This window comes from Simiduia sp., from assembly GCF_058345725.1.
The window spans coordinates 49883-69522 of sequence record NZ_JBTUOC010000072.1; the positions used below are offsets into that span (position 1 = coordinate 49883).

At 54.2% G+C, this 19640-nt stretch carries 14 protein-coding genes; 3 read left to right on the forward strand and 11 right to left on the reverse strand.

Annotated elements, in window-relative coordinates; genetic code table 11:
* Positions 1-28 precede the first annotated feature (28 nt).
* From ACW8F6_RS15180 to pdsR, 7 genes are all read right to left on the reverse strand, one after another.
* On the reverse strand, positions 29-868 hold the full coding sequence (locus ACW8F6_RS15180; RefSeq protein ID WP_491576722.1) for a DMT family transporter: 840 nt from the start codon (positions 866-868) through the stop codon (positions 29-31).
* Between the two features lie 71 nt (positions 869-939).
* The gene (locus ACW8F6_RS15185; protein ID WP_491576723.1) at positions 940-1188 is read right to left on the reverse strand and encodes a hypothetical protein; all 249 of its coding nucleotides are present in this window, start codon (positions 1186-1188) and stop codon (positions 940-942) included.
* Positions 1189-1694: 506 nt separating this feature from the next.
* Complete coding sequence (locus tag ACW8F6_RS15190; protein ID WP_491576724.1) at positions 1695-2414, reverse strand: OmpA family protein; 720 nt, start codon at positions 2412-2414, stop codon at positions 1695-1697.
* 431 nt (positions 2415-2845) lie between these two features.
* A complete protein-coding gene (locus ACW8F6_RS15195) occupies positions 2846-3307 on the reverse strand; it encodes a hypothetical protein (protein WP_491576725.1) in 462 nt (153 codons plus the stop codon).
* A gap of 12 nt (positions 3308-3319) precedes the next feature.
* Complete coding sequence (locus ACW8F6_RS15200; protein WP_491576726.1) at positions 3320-4153, reverse strand: hypothetical protein; 834 nt, start codon at positions 4151-4153, stop codon at positions 3320-3322.
* Positions 4154-4513: 360 nt separating this feature from the next.
* Positions 4514-6559, reverse strand: a complete 2046-nt coding sequence (locus ACW8F6_RS15205) for an ATP-binding protein (RefSeq protein ID WP_491576727.1) — start codon at positions 6557-6559, stop codon at positions 4514-4516.
* Between the two features lies 1 nt (position 6560).
* Complete coding sequence (gene pdsR, locus ACW8F6_RS15210) at positions 6561-7250, reverse strand: proteobacterial dedicated sortase system response regulator (RefSeq protein ID WP_491576728.1); 690 nt, start codon at positions 7248-7250, stop codon at positions 6561-6563.
* 231 nt (positions 7251-7481) lie between these two features.
* On the opposite strand from pdsR, the gene ACW8F6_RS15215 reads away from it, so the two are divergent.
* Both ACW8F6_RS15215 and ACW8F6_RS15220 read left to right on the forward strand, forming a co-directional pair.
* Positions 7482-9692 carry a marine proteobacterial sortase target protein gene (locus ACW8F6_RS15215; protein ID WP_491576729.1) on the forward strand — a complete coding sequence of 737 codons (2211 nt, stop codon included), beginning with the start codon at positions 7482-7484 and terminating at the stop codon, positions 9690-9692.
* A 31-nt stretch (positions 9693-9723) separates the two neighbouring features.
* The gene (locus tag ACW8F6_RS15220; protein WP_491576730.1) at positions 9724-10269 is read left to right on the forward strand and encodes a class GN sortase; all 546 of its coding nucleotides are present in this window, start codon (positions 9724-9726) and stop codon (positions 10267-10269) included.
* 25 nt (positions 10270-10294) lie between these two features.
* Here the strand turns inward: ACW8F6_RS15220 and ACW8F6_RS15225 are convergent, their stop codons facing one another.
* The 3 genes from ACW8F6_RS15225 to ACW8F6_RS15235 all read right to left on the reverse strand — a co-directional run bounded on the left by ACW8F6_RS15225 (position 10295) and on the right by ACW8F6_RS15235 (position 14217).
* A complete protein-coding gene (locus tag ACW8F6_RS15225) occupies positions 10295-11257 on the reverse strand; it encodes a GGDEF domain-containing protein (protein ID WP_491576731.1) in 963 nt (320 codons plus the stop codon).
* A complete protein-coding gene (locus tag ACW8F6_RS15230) occupies positions 11257-12282 on the reverse strand; it encodes a response regulator (protein WP_491576732.1) in 1026 nt (341 codons plus the stop codon). The genes ACW8F6_RS15225 and ACW8F6_RS15230 overlap by 1 nt, the downstream gene beginning before the upstream one ends.
* Before the next feature lie 123 nt (positions 12283-12405).
* A complete protein-coding gene (locus tag ACW8F6_RS15235; RefSeq protein WP_491576733.1) occupies positions 12406-14217 on the reverse strand; it encodes an aminopeptidase P family protein in 1812 nt (603 codons plus the stop codon).
* A gap of 163 nt (positions 14218-14380) precedes the next feature.
* On the opposite strand from ACW8F6_RS15235, the gene argS reads away from it, so the two are divergent.
* Positions 14381-16114, forward strand: a complete 1734-nt coding sequence (gene argS / locus ACW8F6_RS15240) for an arginine--tRNA ligase (protein WP_491576734.1) — start codon at positions 14381-14383, stop codon at positions 16112-16114.
* A gap of 15 nt (positions 16115-16129) precedes the next feature.
* On the opposite strand, the gene ACW8F6_RS15245 is transcribed toward argS, so the two are convergent.
* On the reverse strand, positions 16130-19387 hold the full coding sequence (locus ACW8F6_RS15245; RefSeq protein ID WP_491576735.1) for an EAL domain-containing protein: 3258 nt from the start codon (positions 19385-19387) through the stop codon (positions 16130-16132).
* Between the last annotated feature and the right edge of the window lie 253 nt (positions 19388-19640).

Here is a 19640-nt window from a genome sequence, read left to right on the forward strand (position 1 = left end):
ACAGAGTCAGCGTGACCCTGCCCCTGCGCTAGTGCGGCTGCTTGCCACTGAAAATCACCAACGCGATACCGCCTAAGATAACCAGTGAGGCAAGTAACAGGCGCGCGGTAAGCGGCTCACTTAACCAAAGTGCGCCGCCCACCGCTGCGATGATGGGCACCGATAATTGCACGCTGGCCGCGGTAGCCGCTCGCAATGAAGGTAGCACGGCATACCATAGCGCATAGCCCGCACCCGAGGCCAAGGCCCCCGAAGCCACCGCATAGAGCAAGCCCGCCTTATCCCACTGCAAAGGCATGGGCCACAACAGCCACAGTGGCAGCACAAAGAGACAGGCGCGCACAAAATTACTGGTTGTGAGCTGCAGTGGCCGAGCGACGCCCTGCCCCAGCAGCGAGTAAGCGCCCCATGCAACGCCTGCGCTTAACATCACTAGGGCGGGCAGCCAGGGCGGCGCCGCTGTTCCCGGCATTAATAGCCCGGCTAATCCAGCCAATGCCATTATCAACCCGCCCCACGCCCAAGTTGTCAATTGCTCCCCGCGCCAAGCACCCACACCAATCATGGTGGCCTGTACAGCGCCAAATAAAATTAATGCACCGGCGCCGGTGGATAAGTTCACATAGGCAAAGGAAAAACAGGCGGCATATATAAATAGCGCAACCGCGCCAAGCCAACTGCCCGCTTTCGCATCAAACCCGCCCCGCAACCACACCAAAGCAGCCAAAAATATCGCCCCCGATAGCAATCGCACGGCGGTAAAACTGGCGGGATCAATGCTGGTTTCTTTCAGTGCCCAGCGGCACAAAATAGAATTGCCCGCAAATGCCATGAGCGCGAGCAAGGTTAACAATGACGTTTTAAACAAAATGCTGAACCGGCATTACATTCTGGGAAGCGTCGCCGTAATTGCGTGCGGCGCGCCGTCGGGAAAAGTTTTCAGAGATTAATGCCCTGCCCCACCAAGCAGCCAATACCCTCGGTCTTGATGGTATCCAATACCTCATCGAGTGCAGCCTGATCCGTATCAAAGTGATCTTCCCAGCAAGTAGAGGTGTTGTACTTGTCGACCACCTCCAGCAACCACTTGCCCTCACCGTCGCCATAAATCTCGACCGTCACCGACTCGCCATCACTTTCAATAACCTGACACAGGGGGGACATTACCAACTCGGGTTCGTCTTGCACGCCATAGACCTCTATTAAGACTTGAATCTGGATTCTACTACGCGCTCAAGCAGAGCAACACTGTGTATCTCAATGATGGCAATCGCAAGCTGGGCACGGCAAAGTCGGCACATCTCAAACCACCGCAGCGCGCAGTCAGCGGCACCCTCTGGCGACGCCCTGCCTCTCGGATGTACCTACATCCTGGGCACACTCGCCTGTGGCGTCCTGCCACCCGGGTGTACCTACATCCTGGGCACACCCTCCTGTGGCGTCCTGCCACCCGGGTGTACCTACATCCTGGGCACACCCTCCTGTGGCGTCCTGCCACCCGGGTGTACCTACATCCTGTAGGCAAAAAATCCCACGAGGTTTCCCTGGTGGGCAAGGCTGTGTGGCAGCACAGTAAATTACGCGTTGTTGTTCAGCAGATAGTTTCACTCCTCCATTTAGTGGTCCCCAACTAACACCTCCCTGTGGTAGCTGGGGTATTTCGCCCCGGCATCCCTGCCAGGCAACTCACAGGATCAGTGGCCCATCGCCATGGCGTCGCGATTGGGCTGAATAATATTGATGTCGACGCGGCGCTCCAGCGCATAGGCCTCCAAATCGCCGCTTTGTGCACGGGACTGGCCGGAACCAAACGCACTGACCGCAATTCGCTCAGGTGTAACGCCCGATACTTCTAACACCTGCTGTACCGCTTTAGCGCGGTAGTGCGACAACACATTGTTGTATTCATCGGTACCGCGTGGGTCTGCGTGGCCCTTTAGGTGTATATTGAGCTCGGGATTCTTGTGCAAAAAGTTGGCGAGCGACTCTACCTGCGCCTTGCCCTGCTCGGTCAGCACATCGGACCCTGTGTGGAACAGCACCTGTAGCTGCAGTTGATCCAGCGCCAAGGCCTGCAGTTCCGCCAACTGCGCTTCTTGATGTGCCAGAACTTGGTTGCGCTCAATCAGTTCGGCGCTCAATATTTCTGAATGTTTTTCTGCCTGCGCCAGTGCCATTTCTAAATCCTCTTGCTCATCCACTTGCTTGATTTGCTCAGCCACATAGACGCCGCCCAATGCGCCGATAAACATTCCGATGGGGCCGCCCACAATGGCACCCACGACACTGCCGGTAGTAAATGCCGTACCCTGCTTTAATTCGGTGAGCTTGTTTGTTTCGGCCTGTGCGCCAGCGGCTAGCGTGGTGGCGGCAATGGCGAGAGCGAGCGTGGTGGTGCGTGCAATGTTTTTCATGATTCTGTCCTGTAGAGTCAATGGGGTGTGGTTCAATTCAACTTACATCGTTAGAACAGCGTTTGGCTTGTTGCCCTGTCCTTGATGCTTAGTAAACCAAGACAAAGGGGCGGATCGCGGGCGCAATTGCGATAGAGTGGGGATCAATTGTGGCGAAATGTGGCGAGTTCCAGAGCCGCTGACAAAGACGCAATGTGAATAAACTACGGGCGCCACTGCCTTAGCTAAAGGCACTGCCCCTAACTATAGGCACCGCCCCTAGCTACAGGCACCGACTCTTGCGAAAAATGCTGACACACTGAAGGGTACTGAATGACAGATATCGATCAAAAAACAATCACACATGGTACAAACCAGCCAGCCAAAATTTGGGATGCACCAATTCACACACATGTAAGAATCAGGATAAAATCAAAATGAGCAGAAATATTTTAATTAGCAATTAGTGAGAGTAATTGCTCTTTAGCCAAGAGGCGAAAACCATCCTCATACATATCGGACTCTGTGGCTACTTCATATGCAAAGTTTGACGGTAATTCGTCGAACTCTATTTCGCCATTATCAGCGTAGTAAAATCGACCACTGAGCTCACCATCGATTGATAGTATGGCCGACGCGCTCGCACCGCCAACTTTCTGAATGCCTATCAGTAATGTTTTTGCTTCGGCAAACCAGTTACCACCGCCAAAAACCCACTCGCCACAAATTATTAACGCCTCCCTATCCAGATCAACAACCTCTGGGTACTCTACCGACTCTAAACAGACTTCCATCAAATCAAACACTGCAGGAAGGACATCTAGAGATAGCTCATCTTGCATGAAATAAGTCGCAACACACTCAAACAATTGACCATCCTTAAACTGAATCGCTACAGATAGCTCCGCTTCCATTAGATATCCCCCTTAAGCTTTTATAGACTCATCTTTAACCAACTTCCACTTGGCGAGCACGTTATCGGGAAATTCCCCCGCCTCAAGCCTATTGAACAAATATTCTCGCAGCTGCACCGCGCAGGATCTATCCTTCAACGAATCATGACTATTATAAAAATTAAGCACTGAACTCATGGTAGCGCCAATAAGTTGCTGATGGCGCTCCGTATCCCATATTTCATCTGCATATACATCAATATTATATGCATAGTGGTCCCACAAATATTGACCAGGTGCAAACGGGTTGCAACCCTGTGTCGTTAGCAAAAGATAGGAATGCAACAAGCAGCAATTGGCCAAATACTCAGGATCTAAACCTAAACTGAACTGGCCATCTTTATATTCCCGCGTTTCTCGATAATCAAACGAAGGCACCAACAACTTTACAAATGATTTCTCGCGCCCACCACACATACCGTAGTCTGAACCAAACCATCTTGGATTAACTTTGAAGACCGTTCTCCTAAACCTGTTTAAATGATGACATCTCCACTCATCGAAACCATCGAACACCTGATTCATCAACGACTCCGGACAATACCACATCAAATAAAACAACAGACCACTTTCAAACAGTCTATTTATCCCCGCATATGCCAGATACTCACCAGAAAACAGCAACTCCTCTAAAGCCCCCTCAAAATACAGTTTCTTATGGTACTTTAGGTTTGCTTTTCTCTCTCCATCACCCAATAAAAATATGTTCTTTTTTATTATTTCCCACTCTTTCTTTCGCAACACATCGTCTGAAACACTGAGATTAACCCAAAACACTTTCTTTTTGGAGCGTTCAATTTCAATCATACACTTTACCCGTAACAATTTTTGAATGAGCCTGTCGCGAAAGTCTCGACAGCATACTGATTCGAAGCACCAGTTAAATCCTTTACCTCTTTTTCGACCCTGTTTACCACCCGTCTTAGCTTGTTAAATCAGCTCGAAACATGGGTCTATTGTGCAGCCTGCTCATGTAGCTATCGGTCGGCTTGGCCTAACTATTCTGGTGCTGACCTATTCGTTTCGCCAAGCTGATCAGCAGCCTAAAAAGCACCTCGTGTATCTGAGTCAAGCTACTCTTAATTGCATGCGTGGTTAAGCGCAAATGCAAATATTGGCGAAGGACGCCTATGCCAAACGAAAAGCGGACGCAAAAAAAAACGCTCATCAGCTAATGGGCAGGGTAAATGTAAATACCACGCCGCTGCCGTCGGGCTGATTTGCTGCCGCAACTTGGGCACCGTGAAAAGCGGCAATGAGCCGCACAATATGCAGCCCCAAACCTAAATGCGACCCCTGCCCCTCTGGCCGCACCGACACCAGCGAGTCAAACAATTGGTGTTGCATGGACGCGGGTAGTAAGGGGCCATCGTTAGCCACCGAGAGCGTTACGTGCGTGGCCGTCCGCTCAAGCGCAATGCAAATCTGCCCGGTGGGCGGGCAAAAATCCACCGAATTTTCCACAAGTTTATCCAGCAGTTGCACCATAAGATCAGGCACCAGTCGCACCCTAAAATCACCTTCCCCCACCCTGCTCGCGATGGGGCGAGCAAAGCTATCGCTGTAGGCCTCCGCTACGTCGCGCACCAGTGCAGCCAAATCCACTTGCTCCGGTTCCGAGTGCGCGAGCGACTCCTCCAAACGACTGGCAGAACTCATGGCATTGAGTATTGCCGACAAGCGATCGGCACCCGCCTGGGCTCGCTCGCGGTACACGCTGGCCGACCCCAGTGTTGGGCTGTTCGCCATCTCTAAATGCAAATTATCCAGCGAGCTTTTCACCACTGCCAGCGGCGTGCGCAGCTCGTGCGACAGTTTGCTCGACAGGGTTTGAAGGTATTGCGTGTATTCACGCAGACGCACCAACAAACTCGATAAAGTTCTGCTAAGCCCGCCCAATTCATCCTGGCTGCGGCTGTCCGGCAACTGATGGGCGATGGTACCCCCTTCGCCCAGCGCATCCTCTGCCGCGCGAGCTAGGCGTTGCACCCGCCAACTTAACCAACTGGCATAGCCGAGCAGAGCCCCACCTAACACCAGCACGGCCAATACGCTGTAAAACAGCAGGCGTCGCATCGCCTGACGGGTACCGGCATCTTGCGCCTGGGCGCTCTGTACCAAGCCCACAAAACCGGCGCGCTGGCTACCGGTATAAATCGGCACCAGTACCAGTGCCAGCAATTGATCCTGCGTGCGAAACCATTGCGCCAACACATCGCGCGAAGGCGAGTCTGGATGCACCAATTGTCCGGTAACGGCCGGCTCGCGCCAGGCTGGCAGTGGTGGCCGAGCCAAGAGCGCACGCCACAACCAGCCGTAGGCGGATTCCGCAGGCACACTTTGGTCTGCACTGGCGCCGTCAAATTGGTCGGCAAAATCGCCAGTATCCGCTAGTACCCAATGGTCGCTGGATAGCACCACCCAGCGTTGATCTGACTCCGAAAAAACCGACAGTAAAGCGGTCATATCGGGTTGCTGTTGCAACACTGTGGGCACAGGTTGTTGTTCTGGATGGGTCGACAGCCGTGTGACGGGCAGGCCCGGCGATTGACTCACCAAGGTAACGGCCATACCCGCACCCGCCAGCGATTTTGGCAATTGAATTTCAACTTGATAGCCGTCCACACGCTCCTGCCAGTAAGCGCGCACGCGATGCTCCTGCTCAACCTTGCCACCGGGAGTGCGCTGATAAACCTGCGCCTTACCGGGTGCACTGGCAGATAAAAAATAAGTGTGCGCACCGCCTTGGAGATCGCGCGTGCGGAGTACCAGATGATCACCACTGGCTACGGCATCCCGCGCCGGATTGTGGTAGTGCAAATCTCGGTCGTGCACGCGTACAAAGGCATAGTACGCACTGCCGTACTCCGCCAACTGCAAATTGCCGTGCACCGATGCGTCGCGATCGCCCAAGGTGCGGGCCTGAAAGGGAAAATAACGCCACTCGTCGTCGTAGCCATCGACAATGGGCGCTGCTAATAGCGGGTGTGCGTACAACGGGTCCGATTGAGGTGCTACAACTGCGTGGGATAGCTGTGCCAGATACTCGCCATCGCTGGCAATCATTTTAGCCACGGCTTTGGCGCTGGCGGTCATGGCGCGCAACTGACCGTCGCGCAAAATGGATTGCATCTCGGACACGTACTGCAACGCGGCCCAAGGCAAGATCAGCGTGAGTCCGGCCAATAAAATCAGCTGTCGGCGTAATCGCACGCTAAGCGTCCCAGCGGTAGCCCATACCGTAGGCTGTTTTTATACAATCAAACTCCGGATCTAGCTGCAAAAACTTTTTCCGCAACCGTTTGATATGCGACGTAATGGTATTGTCATCCAACACCACATTAGCGGCATCCATCAACTGCTGTCGACTTTTTACGTGACCGGGATGACGCGCAAGCGCCTGTAGTATCCACAATTCTGTCACCGTCAGCTCCACCGGCTGATCGCGCCACCGAACACTCATGCGGTCCATGTCTAGCACCAACGGACCGCGGGTGAACTGCTCACCCTGTGGCTGCCCCACGCGAGCCAGTGCGTCCACACGTCGAAATAACGCATTCACTCGCGCTAGCATATGGGGTTGGCTTATATCTTTCGTCAGATAGTCGTCGGCACCTAAACGCAGACCCGAAACAACATCAAAATCGCTGTCGCGTGCGGTTAAAAATATAATCGGCACCGAGGGCGATAAGCTCCGCAGCTCTCGGCACAGATCAAACCCACCCTCGTATTCGGCTCCCAAGCCCACATCGATAATGGCGAGATCTGGCAGCCGCAATTGAAATGCTGCCAGCGCGCTGGGCCGGTCGGCGTACAAACTGACTTTGAAGCCCTGGCGTTCCAGTGCTGCGCGGCAATTTTCCGCAAGATCTGCTTCGTCTTCCACTACCGCTATATGGCGCACCTTCTTTCCTCTCACGCAATAGGTTGCTTGCTACTGTGCCCGCATTGTAACCACTCCGCTGGGATTTAGGCACCCCGCACCTTGGGCGGGCTGGCGCCGGCGGTTGCACCTGCCACATTTCGCCACAATTGATCACCAAAAAACCCCACTGGCCGCACTCCCAGGCCCAATTCAAGGCGCTAAATAGCACACCTACCCCCTCACAATTTCGCGCAAATTCTGGAGATCACCATGTGTTTTTCACCCCGCCGCATACCAAAACACCTAATTCTCGAAACGCCCCGCAAGCCTGGTTTACTCGAGCGTCACTGGGTAAAACTCGTGGGCACGGCCACCTTTGTCTTACTGGCGCTGGCCCTGGCCGATATGGCACAGGCAAGCGACGCAGACTTTAATCCCAAGACAATCGACGCTGGATCACTGGCCTTCAAGCAGGCAGATGGCTACGCCTCCGCCACCCACCTTGAAAGTGCCGCAAGGGTAGATATCAATGGCATGATCGCGCGGCTGGTTTTAACCCAACATTTTAAAAACAACACCGATCAATGGCAGGAGGCTGTGTACACCTTTCCCCTGCAAGAGGCCTCCGCGGTGAACCGAATGGTCATGCGCATTGGCGAGCGCACTGTTGTCGCCCGCATTCGCGAAAAGACCGCGGCCAAAAAAGCTTATCGCGAAGCCCGCGCAGCCGGAAAAAGTGCGGCGCTGACGGAGCAACAGCGGCCCAACTTATTTACTCAAAACTTAGCCAACATTGGGCCAGGTGAGACGGTATCGATTGAACTGCATATTACTCAGCCCATCGACTATCAGGATGGTCGATTCAGTTGGCGCCTGCCCATGACGCTAACGCCACGTTACATCCCGGGGCAACTGCTGCGCCGCACCCCCGAGGCTGCGGATACCCACGCACGAGAAGAAAACGTGACCCACGCCTTCCGCGAATTAACCACCAACAGCTTTGGCTGGGCGATGGCCACAACTTTGGTACCCGATGCTGCCAGTATTACACCTTTCTACACGCCAAAAAACGCCGCCACGACGACGGAGGAAAATCTACTCAACCCGATACACCTGACAGTTACACTAAATGCCGGGCTTCCACTGGCGCGCATTGACGCCAGCTACCACGACATCAGCCTGTACAAGGAAGGAGCCTTGCATCGTATTACCACACGCACCAAGCAAGTCCCCATGGACAGAGATTTCGAACTTACCTGGCAACCCGTGACCGGACAACAACCAGAAGCTGCAGCATTCTTCGAGCAAGTTGACGGCGAGCACTACGGTCTATTGATGCTCTTGCCCAGCGAGTTGCACCTGCAACCGCAGCACCAACCGCGCGACATCACGTTTATAGTGGATACGTCAGGCTCCATGGACGGCCCCTCTATCGCACAGGCAAAAGCCAGCTTACAACTGGCATTAACCCGCCTTAACCCCGCCGATATGTTTAACGTTATCGAATTTAATTCGACCTTTAGTCAGCTCTTCAGAGCCCCCAGACAGGCCAGCAGAGCAAATCTAAATCTCGCAAAACACTTTGTTGACCGCCTACACGCTAGCGGTGGCACTGAGATGGCGCCCGCACTCGAGGCTGCGCTGACCAGCCCAACGGCTGAGGGCTGGCTTAAACAGGTGGTGTTTATTACTGATGGCAGCGTAGGGAATGAACAGCAACTATTTGGAATTATTCACAATCAATTGAAAAATGCGCGTCTATTTACCGTCGGCATTGGCTCCGCACCCAACAGTTTTTTTATGCGTAAAGCAGCGCAGTTCGGGCGCGGCACCTTTACACACATAGGAAAAACCGACGAGGTTGCAGAAAAAATGGGCGCTTTATTTATCAAGCTCGAAAGTGCTGTGCTCACGCAGCTAAGCGTACAATGGCCCGCTGGCATCCAAGCGGAAGTTTGGCCCGAGCGCCTACCCGATCTCTATGCCGGCGAACCTTTGCTTTTGGCTGCCAAAATTGCCGGCTCGTGGCAACCCGGCGACACCGTGAACCTAGTTGGTTATAGCAATGGCCAATCCTGGCAGCGCTCGCTGGCTTTAACAAGCCCGCAATTACCGCAAACCGCACCCCCCAAAGGTATTGCAACTGTCTGGGCCAGAGCGAAAATAGACGCATTGCTGGATGACAAAGTGCGAGGAAGACAGGAATCAGAAGTGCGCGAGGCCGTGTTGAACATTGCCCTGGCCCACGAACTTTTATCGCCCTACACCAGTCTGCTGGCCATCGACGAAACACCCAGGCGCCCTGCCGATCAAGCACTCAACAGTCAGCCGGTTACCAACTTACTGCCCAAGGGTCAATCCGCCCCGGCGCTTATGTATCCGCGCACCGCCACAGCCGCACCACTTTGGCTAAGCCTTTGCATCGCAGCGCTAATGGCACTGGCAGTGCTTAACCGACGGGTGTTGTATGCGCGCGATTAGTGGGAAGCCGCGAGCGGGCTTGGTTTTCTGTGTGAATACTGCGCTGGTGGCTCTGTGCCTTTACAGCGCCTGGGCCGCCAGCTGGATTTACGCAAAGGCGGAATTGGCCCAGTGGTTAATAGAACGCGCGTGGGAGCGGCGTTTATCCGACCCCGATACCACTGTGAAACCCTGGTCGTGGGCCGACACCCAACCCGTCGCCCGGCTAACACTACCCAACGGCGAGCGTTTGATTGTGTTACAGGGTGCGCAGGGAAACAGCTTGGCTTTTGGCCCCGGATTGGTTGAAGGTAGCGCACCACCGGGCGCCGGCTATGCGGTTATCGGCGGCCATCGCGACACTCACTTCGCGGCGCTGGCCAATGCCCGCGCGGGCCAAATTTTGGCGGTACAAACCCTGGCGGGGGACAATATCGCATTTCGCATAAGTGCGGTGGAAGTCGTCGATATACAAGCGCTGGCGCTGGCGCCAACGCAGGAAAATATATTGACTTTGGTTACCTGCTACCCCTTTGACACGGTGCGCAGCGATCCAGATAAACGCTGGGTGGTGACGGCAAAACCCCTTCAGCTTTAAACGCTAAGGGGCTTTCGTTTATGCGCTAAGGGGCTTTCGCTGCCGGCGTGGGGGCAACAGAAACCTGATTGCGACCGCCGTGCTTACACTGGTACAGCGCCTGGTCTGCAGCCTCTAGCCAGGCCGTTTCCGAACCGTAATTGGTGTGAATTTCTGCAACACCAAGGCTAATGGTAAATTGAATGGTATGCTCTTCGTGCGTCACCACCTGCTGTTCAATGAGCTTGCGCAGGCGCTCTGCAAATATTTTAGCGCCGTCGGCGTCCGTGTGCGGCAAGATAACCGTAAACTCCTCGCCGCCATAGCGGCCAACGCAATCGCTGTCGCGTGCACAGTCTTTAACCAGCGCTGCCACCAGTTTAATCACCTCGTCGCCGGCCTGGTGGCCGTAGGTATCATTGACCTTTTTAAAGTGATCAATATCAAATATCACCAAGCTATACTGCCGATTGTACCGTTGATGCAACGCCCAGGAGTGCTCGAGCTGCTCCTGCCAGTAGCCTCGATTAAACAAGCCCGTTAGGCGGTCTGTTCGACTGAGGATAGCAAGTTCTTTATTTGCCGTTTCCAGCGCGAGTTTATTGGTGGCAATATCGGTTACGTCGTAGAGCGTCATCGACACAAGATCTGTCTCGCCACTGGCACTGCGAATCGCTCGAAGCACGACGTTTTGATACATAAAATGCGATTTTGCCGTAATGGGCCGATAGGCCGAAAACCCCATTAAATGCGGCACTTGCTCCCAGGTGATAAACACTTCATTTTCAAGCAGAAGGACCGTATCCAACTCTCGCTGAAACCACGGATTTTTTAACTCGGGGTACACATCGAATAAACATTGCTCGCGCATTTCGGTGGAGCTGAAACCCGAGTGGTTTTCCATAAAATGATTCCATACCGCGATATTGCCCTGGCGATCAAATACAACCAAGCCAAGGTCAATGTGCGTGACCATATCCATCAGCCAATGCATTTCGCGCATTTCCATCAGGCTTGCCCCTCATCCAACAGCAGACCCACTCGATCCAATATCCGCTCGCCACTTGTCTTGGGCAGAAGGATCATCAAGTCACAACCAAAGTCTCGTTCAGAAAAATTGTAGGGAATCTCTATCATCAGTACGTCGTCAACTGCTGAGTTGTAGATGAATTCACTACCCATGATATTGTGCGCAAGTAAAATGGGCTGACTCTTGCTAAATGTTAAATCCACCTCGTGACCAAAACGCGACAGAAAGGCGCCAATGAGCACTGAGGCTGCATCCAGCACCGGTGCATTGTTCGATTCGGGAATCGCTTTGAGCTCTGCCATTAGCCGGCGCAAGCCAGTGACGCCATCGCGATCCGCGTAGAGAATAGCCTCGCCGGCCAAGCCGCGCGATACAAAACCTTGGGACACCACTGTCTGCCCCCCTAATTGAAATACCCCGAGCGCCATCTCAAGCTCCGCCGGTGTCAGCCAGGCGACATTGGGAATAGGCAGCTGAATAAAGGTTTTGAGCAATACCGCAAGTTTTGAGGCGGCATCCCCCATGGCAATATTGGAAACTTCGCGCAGGCTATCGAGTGGACTTGTTTCAGTTTCCGGCGTATTGATCATCGGCGCCGGAGTGGGCGCTACCGGGGCGGCATCGGCGGCGGGTTCTGGCGCATCGCCAATAAAACCGTAATCGCGCAGTGTTTTGTGCAGCTTTTCCGTATCGATGGGCTTCTGAATAAAATCCAGTGCGCCAAGCGCCATAACCTTGTCGCGCGCCTGCGGTTGAATATCTCCGGAGATGACCACAACGCCGCACTCAATTTGTTGCTCGCGAATGGCCGCCAGGGTTTCAAAACCATCCATCACTGGCATGGTGAGATCCAGTAGCAATAAATCGATGGTTTGCGACTTCAATATATCCATGGCCATTGCGCCATGTTCAGCGAAAGTGATTTCCTCGGCAAAGCCAGGAGGCAGTGACCTGGCAGCTTGTTTACGCGCCATGCCAGAATCATCACAAATGAGAATGCGCACCGTTAGCCATAATTCCTAGTGTTTAAGAGACACTAACCAGTATGGCATAGGTTTTTCGATTTGCTTGAAATGCGCGGGTTCCAGGGTCAGGCCCTGGAACTCGCACGGCGCCGCCCGAGTGGATTAGCGGTGGAGCGGCTGGGTCGCCTGAGTGAGCCAATGCAGGTCGTCGCCCTCCAGTTGCGGCGCCATGGCGTCGAATACGCGACGATGGTAACGATTCAACCAGTCGATTTCCGCATCGGTCATTAGCCGGGTATCAAATAGGCGCGTATCCATCGGTACCAGTGTCAGTGCTTCGAATGCATAGATTTCGCGCTCGGCGCCCACTAGCTCGTCGCACCGAACCACAGCCACTAAATTCTCCAGGCGAATGCCAAAGGCGTGGTCGCGGTAATAGCCCGGCTCATTGGAGCAGACCATACCCGGTAGTAATGGGACGGCATTGGGCGCTTTGGAAATGCGCTGCGGGCCCTCGTGCACTGCCAAAAAATGGCCGACGCCATGGCCGGTGCCATGATCGTAGTCAAAACCCTCGGCCCACAGAAATTGGCGCGCTAGAACATCCAGCTGGTGGCCGCTGGTGCCCTTGGGAAAACGCGCCTGGTCCAATGCTATATGGCCTTTGAGTACCAGCGTCACCATGCGGCGCATCTCGTCGGTGACATTGCCAATGGCCACTGTCCGGGTGATATCCGTGGTGCCATCCGGGTATTGGGCCCCAGAGTCCACCAAGTAAATACTGTTATTGGGCAGCGTGGCAGGCGTGCCGTTTTGGTGATTGTAGTGACACATAGCGGCATTGCCCCCGGCCGCTGAGATGGTATCAAAACTCAGATCCTGAAACTCGGGCAGCGCCTTGCGGAAGCTGAGCAGCTTATCTGCCAGTTCGCCCTCATGGTAAAACCGACCACCGGCCACTTCGGCATCCAGCCATGCCAGAAATCGGCACACGGCGGCGCCGTCGCGCAGATGAGCCTTGCGCATTCCCTCTAGTTCCGCGTCATTTTTAGCGGCTTTGGGCAGGGCCGCTGGATCTGCACCGGCCACCAGTACAGCGCCGCCGGCCGCGGCTTGCTGTTGGCACCAGGCGTTGGACTCTCTGGGGTCTGCTAGTAATCGCTTACCTGCAAGAGCTGACAATGCCTGAGACAGTTGCGTTTCCGCTTTAAATTCTACCCCGGCCCCCACGTGCGCATCTAAGCCATCGATGCACTTGTCCAGATCGGTAAAAAACTGCATTTGGCCGTCGCTGTGCAGCAGCGCGGTGCCCAGTACAACTGGCAGGCAGGGAATGTCGTCGCCGCGTATATTCAGCAGCCAGGCAATGGAATCGCAGGCACTGATTAGCGCACAGTCGGCACCGGCCTCGGCAATTAGCTGGCCCACGCGCGCGCGCTTAGCATCACTGGTGGCGCCTGCCGCCGCGTGGCTGAACAACCGGATTTTAGCCTTGGGCGGTGCCGGTCGGTCGCGCCAGCTGCAATCGACGGGGTTCTCCGCCAGTGCCACCAGCTGCAAGCCACGCCGGGCCAACTCCCGCTCAGTCTGCTGCGCCCAGGTCAGCGTGTGCATACGTGGGTCATAGCCCACCTTGGCACCGCTTGGCAGACGCGCGGCCAGCCAGGCGTCTAAGGCGTCGTCAGTCATACTGTGGTAGCTGTAACAGGCCGCCGGCGCCTGGTTTTTAACCTGAATAGTGTAGCGCCCGTCCACGAAAATACCCGCGGCCTCTGCCAGCACCACAGCAAAGCCCGCCGAACCCGTGAAACCGGTCAGCCACAGCAGCCGCTCGTTGCTTTCGGGCACGTACTCGCCTAGGTACTCATCGGCCCTGGGCTGAATGTATGCATCAACGCCGGTATTGGCCATGTGCGCGCGCACGGCATCCAAGCGTTGTTGAATATCGGCAACCTGAGGTGTGCTATGGGGCATGGTTAACTCCTGAAAACCCGGTGAATATGCCAGTGTAACGAACTGATCCGCGCTTTACACAATTGCAGCTGTGCGATTGCGCCTTGCATATGGCCATGGGGCCGTTAAAATTCCCCTCCTTTTTCAGTCATCTCAGCGCGGGCACAGGCCTGCATCGGACCCTATGAATATCCGCGAGCTCCTTACCCAAAAAGCCCACTCCGCCATGGTTGCCATCGGCTTGCCCGAGGACGTAAACCCCAACGTGGCCCCGGCCAAGAAAGCCGGCTTTGGCGATTACCAAATCAACGGCGCCATGGCGGCGGCCAAACACCTGAAGACTAACCCTCGGGAGCTGGCCCAGCGCATAGTGGATGCACTGGACTTGGCCGATATCGCCGCCAAACTGGAAGTGGCAGGCCCCGGCTTTATCAATATCCACCTAAAGCCCGAATGGCTCGCACAACAGGTAAGCCAGGTGTTGGCGGACCCAAGACTGGCCCTGGCCAAGGTGAGTCAGCCCGACACCGTGGTCATCGACTACTCTTCGCCAAATTTGGCAAAGGAAATGCACGTGGGTCATATTCGGTCCACCATCATTGGGGATGCGCTGGCCCGCTTGCTGGAATTCCAAGGGCACAAGGTAATTCGCCAAAACCACGTGGGCGACTGGGGCACCCAGTTTGGTATGTTGATCGCCGAGCTGGAGGAGCAACTCGCCACCAAAGACAGTGCTGGCTTTGCGCTTAAAGATCTGGAGCAATTCTATCAGCAGGCAAAAAAGCACTTCGACGACGATGCGAACTTTGCTCAAAAAGCACGCGATTACGTGGTAAAACTGCAGGGTGGCGATCAGCACATTCTGACTTTGTGGGAAAAATTTAAGGACATCTCGCTCCAGCACGGCGAAGAAAACTACAAGACCTTAAACGTCACCCTCACCCGGGCCGATGTCCGCGGCGAAAGCACCTACAACAGTGACCTGCCGGTGCTAGTACAAGACCTTCTCGCGCGCGGTATCGCCGTCGAAGATCAGGGCGCTATTGTTGCCTTTTTAGAGGAGATGAAGGACAAAGAAGGCAATCCTTCGGTGGTAATCATCCAGAAACAAGGTGGAGGCTATTTGTACGCCACCACCGATTTGGCGGCCATGCGCTATCGCGTCAATCAACTCGGCGCCAACCGCATCATGTACTTTATAGATGCCCGCCAATCGCTGCACATGCAGCAGGTGTTCACACTCTCGCGCAAGGCAGGCTACGTTAGCAATGAAGTCAGCTTAGAGCACCACGCGTTTGGCACCATGATGGGCACCGACGGCAAGCCCTTTAAAACGCGCTCCGGCGGCACCGTTAAACTGGCAGAACTGTTAGAAGAGGCCATTGAGCGCGCAACCAACGTCGTCAGCGAAAAAAATCCGGACTTATCCGAAGAAGAAGCGCTGGAAATTGGTCGCAAAGTGGGAATAGGTGCAGTGAAGTATTCGGACCTGTCCAAAACCCGCACCAACGATTACATTTTTAATTGGGACGCCATGTTGGCTTTCGAAGGTAACACTGGACCCTACTTGCAGTACGCCTACACCCGTATTCAAAGCATTTTCAGGAAAGCGGGCGAGCTACCCGACCATGCGCCGCTACTTTTGGTCGCCGAGCAGGAAAAAGCACTGGCGTTGCGATTACTGCAATTTTCTGAGGCACTGAACCAAGTTGCTGCCGAAGCGCTGCCCCACGTACTGTGTAATTATTTATACGAATTGGCCAGCCAGTTCATGAGTTTTTACGAAGCCTGCCCCATGCTGAAAGATGGCATAGACGCGCCCGTTAAAGCCAGCCGCCTGCAGCTGAGTCGCGCCACTGCCCGCACACTGGCTCAGGGGTTGGCACTATTGGGCATCGAGGTTAGCGATAAGATGTAAGTCGCATCTTTGGGGTCAACTAAAATCGGGAGAGGCTTCGCCCTCTTCCAGATCTGACTCCCAGGGTGCCTGTAAATACCACTCAGGTACCGCCGCTGGCGGCATCGGACGGCCCAGAAAATACCCCTGGGCCTGGTTGCATCCCATATCTATTAAGCAGTCGAGCGTTTCTTGATTTTCAACGCCCTCCGCTACCACATGCAACCCCAGGTTGTGGCCTAGATTCACGGTGGACCGGACAATCACTTCGTCTTGCTTATCTTCGAGCATTTGATGCACAAAGGAAAAGTCAATCTTCAATGCCTGCACAGGCAGGCGTTTGAGATAGGCCAAAGAAGAATAGCCGGTACCGAAGTCATCGATGGATAATTTTATGCCCAGGTCGCTGATTTGCTGCAACAGTAACAGTGCGCGACTGGGATCTTCCATTATTGCGCTTTCGGTAATTTCCAATTCCAAAGCCGAAGGCGGCAGTTCATTTTTTTCCAACAAACTGGCCAGTTTTTTTGGCAGTCGCTCATCCAGTAAATTACGCGTGGAAAGGTTGACGGCCACCGACACATAAAAACGCTGGTTATGCCACAATCGGCACTGGCGAATACTCGCCTCCAACACCCACTCAGTCAGCGGGTGAATAATATCGGTGGCCTCTGCCATGGGAATAAAATCACCGGGCGGAACAAACCCCAGTTCGCTGTGATCCCAGCGCAATAACGCTTCAAAGCCGTGTAACCGGCCGGTGGTCAGCTCCACCTTGGGCTGATAATGAAGCATCAACTGATCGGCGCGGATGGCTCTGCGCAGATCGCTCATTAGCGCAAAACGTTTAGGCGAATGGGGGTCTATTTCCGGGCTGTAAACGGCAATCCCCGAGTATTGCGACTTGGCGTTATACATGGCCACATCGGCAAAACGCATAAGTGCGCTTACATCTTTGGCCTGCTGCGGGCGAAGGGCAATTCCTATAGCCGCGCTAATTTCGCTGGTAAATCCGCTCAGGTGGTAGGGTTCGCGAATGGCCTCTAACAAACGGTGTGCCACCACCACTGCCTGCTGACTATTGCGTATTAAAGGTAAAAATACCGCAAATTCATCCCCCCCTAAACGGGCCACCAGCGCATCCATGTCACTAAGTTCATCCTGCAGACGCGGGCCAATTTGCATTAGCAGCTTATCGCCAATTTGGTGTCCAAGCGTGTCATTCAGGTCCTTAAAGCGATTCAGATCAATTAACAGCAGCGCCATATGCTGGCTTTCTGGCTTTTCTGAAAAATTTTGACGCACGGTTTTATACAGGAAATTTCGATTTGGCAAACCCGTTAGTGCATCGTGCTGGGCCTGGTACTCCATCTTTGCCAAGTAGCGCCGCTTTTCAGTGACATCGCGCGTGATTCCCCACACATGTTTTAGCTGGTGATTCTCAACTATACCCAAGGTACTGACGGTTAACTCCAACCGTTCGCCGTCGGCGCGCTCGCGAAAGGTATTGATATCCCGCAACCGGTAGTTGGACTCAATAAAATGCTGCATACCCAATCGGTGCGATTCAATACCGCGATCAAACATAGGGACACCCAATAAAACTTCCGGGCTACTGCAATCGCGAAAATCCGCCATCACTTGGTTGCACTCGGAAAACAGCGCGCGTTGGCCCAGCAAGTCTATTTGCTCTTCCAGCGGTAACCGCGTGTCGATGGGGGGCTCTATACGACAGCACCAAATACCGTCCATGCTATTGGCAATAAACGCGCGGTAGCGGCTTTCGCTGTCTTGCAGCTCTCGCTCAATCAGCTTTTCCTTGGTGATGTCGCGTAGTACAAGCAATACGCCATTGACCACACCTTCGCTATCGGCGGTGGGAATTTTGTCGATATCAAACCAAAATTGTCGATCGCCAAAATGCAGAGACTCTGTCACGCCCACTTCGGCAAAATTGGTGCGCGCTACCTGCATCACCTCTCGCTGTAGCTGCGCAATCTGGTGGCAATCGCAGAAAACTTCCACCAGTGTCTGGCCCTGCAGACATTTACCATGAAAGAAACTCTCTGCGGCCTCGTTGCTGTGTTTGACGCGCCCCCAACGATCAAGATATAAGATAAGATCCTGCACGCTGTCTAATAAAAGTCGAAGTTCCTGCTGCTGGGTAGCAATCACCTGTTGTTGTTTGTGCAGGTGGGTAATGTCGGTGAACAGGTGGCCCACGGCAAACATGTCGTCTGATTCATCGCGCACGGGAAAGCTGGACCACACATAGCGGGCCGGCAATTGGGCCGACAGGGGCAAACTCTGCTCGCCGGTAATCGCCGATTGCTGCGCTATCACTTGCTGCTCGCGCTGATGAATCAGATCGCAGGTAGCCGCATCCAAGAGGTGGTCATCGCGCAGCCCCTGGACCTTTGCCGGGCCGTCAAACAAAAGCTGTAGGTACAGGTTGTTAGCAAACAGGTAATTGCCGCTTAAATCCTTTACCGCAACTGGCGGTGCACCGCGCTGCCCCAATACGCCTGTCAGAAGTTGGGTGTTGCGCGCCAAGGCCTGCTGCGCGCGCAGTTCCTCTGACCGGTTTTCATAGGTTGCCAAGACAAAGAGCAACTGCCCTTGATGATCCAGGAGTGGTGCTAAATTTGCACGTAAATGCAATTTTGGAGCTTCGGCGGGCTGGATATTTAGTAGGTGCGACAAATCAAATACCAGATTTACCGTTTGCGAACGCCCGCTAGATAGCGCTTGAATAATGTCCTGATACTCGGTGTCGGACACGCTACTGCCCGGACTAGACAACAACTCAAATTGCGGGTGATTACTGAGAAACTGCCCAGTTTCCTGGTGAAACAAGCGCTCGCAAGCCTTATTCGAACGCACCATACGGCCCTGCTGATCCAGTAGCGCCTTAGGCACATGGCTCAGTTCGAAAAGGCTTTCAAACAATTGTTGATAGTTATAACTAAAGTCTGCGCTTTGATCGGCGACAGCCGGCGCGATAAACCCTGCCGCCGATTGTCTGTCGATATCGAAGCTGCCCAGCAGCACCAATGCACCGCCCTGTTTTAGACGTAGCTGACAACGCAGCTGGCGCTGCCTGCCCTTTAAGAGCCGCCCTACCTGCCCCAGCAGCAGCGTCTGATCACCGGGGGTAATAACGCCTAAAAGGTCTTCAAACTGCGATATGTGCAGCGCTTTTGGCGAGTCGACCAGCGCTGCCAGTTGCGGCGACACCTGAAATTTGCCGGCGGGGATATCCCAGCGCCAGAGCGCGACGTCGGTCTGGTTCATGACTTGCCAACACAGGCCCGCCACGCCATTTTGATCCAGTCCAACGTCAAGGTGAGAGTTCCGTGAATTGGCTACCCTTGCCGTCATGGTGTGTATGCCACCCTGTGCATGCCCAGTTCCATAGTAGAGTCTAGCTGACTAATACCTCCGTGCCGGAAAATTCGCGATATCTGCTACCTTTCCCTAAAAAACAAGCAAATACGCGCAACTCTTGTCGCCACACGAGCCGTCGTAATCCCTTGGCGGCCCACCG

What these genes read in the sequence shown, in the direction of transcription:
- ACW8F6_RS15190 (WP_491576724.1), bottom strand. Translation starts at nt 2,414, where the DNA reads ATGAAAAACATTGCACGCACCACCACGCTCGCTCTCGCCATTGCCGCC.
- ACW8F6_RS15195 (WP_491576725.1), bottom strand. Translation starts at nt 3,307, where the DNA reads ATGGAAGCGGAGCTATCTGTAGCGATTCAGTTTAAGGATGGTCAATTG.
- ACW8F6_RS15200 (WP_491576726.1), bottom strand. Translation starts at nt 4,153, where the DNA reads ATGATTGAAATTGAACGCTCCAAAAAGAAAGTGTTTTGGGTTAATCTC.
- ACW8F6_RS15215 (WP_491576729.1), top strand. Translation starts at nt 7,482, where the DNA reads ATGTGTTTTTCACCCCGCCGCATACCAAAACACCTAATTCTCGAAACG.
- ACW8F6_RS15225 (WP_491576731.1), bottom strand. Translation starts at nt 11,257, where the DNA reads ATGGAAATGCGCGAAATGCATTGGCTGATGGATATGGTCACGCACATT.
- ACW8F6_RS15235 (WP_491576733.1), bottom strand. Translation starts at nt 14,217, where the DNA reads ATGCCCCATAGCACACCTCAGGTTGCCGATATTCAACAACGCTTGGAT.
- argS (WP_491576734.1), top strand. Translation starts at nt 14,381, where the DNA reads ATGAATATCCGCGAGCTCCTTACCCAAAAAGCCCACTCCGCCATGGTT.
- ACW8F6_RS15245 (WP_491576735.1), bottom strand. Translation starts at nt 19,387, where the DNA reads ATGAACCAGACCGACGTCGCGCTCTGGCGCTGGGATATCCCCGCCGGC.